This window comes from Streptomyces sp. NRRL WC-3549, from assembly GCF_000721935.1.
Lineage (GTDB): Bacteria > Actinomycetota > Actinomycetes > Streptomycetales > Streptomycetaceae > Streptomyces.
Genome location: NZ_KL585393.1, coordinates 92,488 through 94,858 on the forward strand (window position 1 = coordinate 92,488; position 2,371 = coordinate 94,858).

Consider the following 2,371-nt stretch of genomic DNA (forward strand, 5'->3'; position numbering starts at 1 on the left):
CCGCCGTCGACCGGGCCGGCGGCCGGGACTGGGCCCAGGCCTGCGCGGCGGACCGGATGGCCCGCGCGGTGCACCACCTCTCCCGCGCGGTCCCCGACCCGGCCGGCGCGCAGGACCTGCTGGCGCTGGCGGAGTTCGTGACCCGCAGGACGCACTGAGCGGGTCGCCGGAGACCGACGAGCCGCCCAATTCTAGTATCCCGTAGGCCGGTTGAGAGCAGAGCGACGGGAACGGAAGGGGCGGTGCCGGACATGGGCGTACGTATACGGCAGGCGGACGGGCGGGACAGGGGCCAGGTCGTGGAGATCCTGGAGGCCGCCTTCCACGACGATCCGGTGAGCAGTTGGGTGTTCCCGGACGAGGAGCACCGGCGGGCGGTGCACGGGAAGTTCCTCGGGGTCTTCGCCGACATCGCGCTCTCCGAGGGACGCGTCGACCTGCTGGAGGACGGTACGGCCGCGGCCCTCTGGCTCTCGGTCCCCGCGGGCGCCCCCGAGGAGGAGGATGAGACCCCGGCACTCATGCGCCGGACGGCGGACCCCGACAACGAACGGGCCGAGCTGGTGGGCAGGATGACCGGCGCCGTCCACCCGCACGACCGGGCTCACGCGTACCTGCTGATGATCGGCGTCCGCCCGGAGCGCCAGGGGGAGGGGCTCGGGCGGGTGCTGATCGACGGCGTCCTGGAGCGGTGCGACCGCGAGGGGCTGCCGGCCTACCTGGAGGCGAGCAGCGAGCGCAGCCGCGGGCTCTACGAGAGGATCGGATTCACCTGCCTGGGGCGGGCGGTGGAGCTCCCCGACGGGCCGTCGATGTGGCCCATGTGGCGGGAGCCGCAGGTGGGTGGCTGAGGCCCCCCGGGCCGGGCCGCGGGCGGGGGGAGGTGACGGGAGGGAGGAGAGTGGCAGGGGCTACAGTCCCTGCTCATGACAGATGAGTCGTGGGCAGGCTGGTACCGGGACCGACACGGTTCCGAGGCCGTCATTCTCACCACGGACGGGCGGCAACTCCGCATCCGGACGAGGGGGACGGACTTCGAGGGGGAGAGCTTCGACGGCCTCGTCCCGGTGGCCGGGACGCGAGCGGAGGCCGACGTGTTCGACCTGACGGACGGTGTGCTGGGCGACTGCGTGCTGGAGTGGGACATGCCGCTCCCGGTCCTCGTGGCCGGCACGGTCCGCCAGGCCACGCTCGGCTGCCTGCTGTCCCTGCGCCGCACCGATCCGGACCTGTATCTCTCCCTCCACCTGGACGGAGCGGTGTACGAGTCCCACCGCGCGGAGAGCGACTTCCCCTCGGCCCTGGCCACGATACGGACCGCCCTGCCCCCGGACATCCATCTGCAGATATGCGCGGCCTGCGCCCTCTCCGGCTATCTTCCCGCGGCCGAGCGCGGCGTTTCCGGAGGCCTCGGCTGCTTCCGCGACACCAAGGACGCCTACCGGGACGGGGTGGACGCGTCGGGCGTCGAGGGCCTGTGGGACCGGCGGACCGGGCTCGTCCAGGAGATATGGAGCTGCCGGGACTTCGAACCGCGACCGGTCGAACCGGCCCTCGCCGCCGAGGAACCGGCCGAGCCGCGTACGAGGGCTTCCGGACGAGCGGTACGCACCGGCACCGGACGCCTGAGGGCGGGGGTCAACCCGCTCACACCCGCCTGACCGGCGCGCCGGTGGCCGCCGGTCGCCGTGCCCCCGCCCGCCGGCTGCCTCCGGCTCTCCGCCCGGCTCCCAGGGCGCCCGCTCGCCCTGGCCCGCCATCCCGTCCGGCTGTCATTCCCGCCCGGCCGGCCCTGCTGCCCCGTACCGGACCGCCGGTGCGGGGCAGCGCCGTGTCCGGGGGAGGTACGGCATTGGCATGTTGGCATTGTTCTACTAAGATGCGAACAACGGAGGTGCTCATGAACACCAAGAAGCTCGCGCGGGCGGCCGTCGTCGCCCTGCCGTTCCTGCTCGTCCTGATCCTCGACCTCGTCCTCGCCGTGGCGCTCCGGGACCGGTTGCCCACACGGCTGGCCACGCACTTCTCGGCCTCCGGTGAGGCCAACGGGTACTCGGGCCGCACGTCGTTCCTCGTCGTCACCGTCCTGCTGCCCTTCCTGCTCGGCGCCTGCTGGACCTACATGGCGGTCAGGGGCCGGTTCCACGGCCGCGCGTACGACAAGTTCGCCGCCGCCGGATACGCGACCGCCGCGTTCTCCGGCTATCTGACGGCGGCCACCCTGTTCGTCAACGTGGACGCGGCCGGCGGCGGACCGGCGGAGGGGTTCACGATGTGGCACCTCGCGGGCACCGCCGGTTCCGCCGTCGTGGCGGCGGCCCTCGGGCTGGTCGCGGCCAGGCTGCTGCCGGCCCTACCGGAGGACCCGGAC

3 protein-coding genes and 1 pseudogene are annotated in these 2,371 nt (G+C 73.4%); all 4 read left to right on the forward strand.

Annotated elements, in window-relative coordinates; genetic code table 11:
• Nucleotides 1-158: pseudogene (locus IH13_RS40675) on the forward strand (polyprenyl synthetase family protein); the annotation flags it as partial.
• A 93-nt stretch (nucleotides 159-251) separates the two neighbouring features.
• A complete protein-coding gene (locus IH13_RS0110330; RefSeq protein ID WP_031083117.1) occupies nucleotides 252-851 on the forward strand; it encodes a GNAT family N-acetyltransferase in 600 nt (199 codons plus the stop codon).
• A gap of 75 nt (nucleotides 852-926) precedes the next feature.
• Nucleotides 927-1,661 carry a DUF6304 family protein gene (locus tag IH13_RS0110335; protein ID WP_031083120.1) on the forward strand — a complete coding sequence of 245 codons (735 nt, stop codon included), beginning with the start codon at nucleotides 927-929 and terminating at the stop codon, nucleotides 1,659-1,661.
• Between the two features lie 239 nt (nucleotides 1,662-1,900).
• Nucleotides 1,901-2,371, forward strand: a 471-nt coding sequence (locus IH13_RS0110340; RefSeq protein WP_031083121.1) for a DUF1648 domain-containing protein, incomplete at its 3' end; no start/stop codon positions are given.

Coding starts and splice junctions, on each gene's coding strand:
- IH13_RS0110330 (WP_031083117.1), top strand. CDS start 252: ATGGGCGTACGTATACGGCAGGCGGACGGGCGGGACAGGGGCCAGGTC.
- IH13_RS0110335 (WP_031083120.1), top strand. CDS start 927: ATGACAGATGAGTCGTGGGCAGGCTGGTACCGGGACCGACACGGTTCC.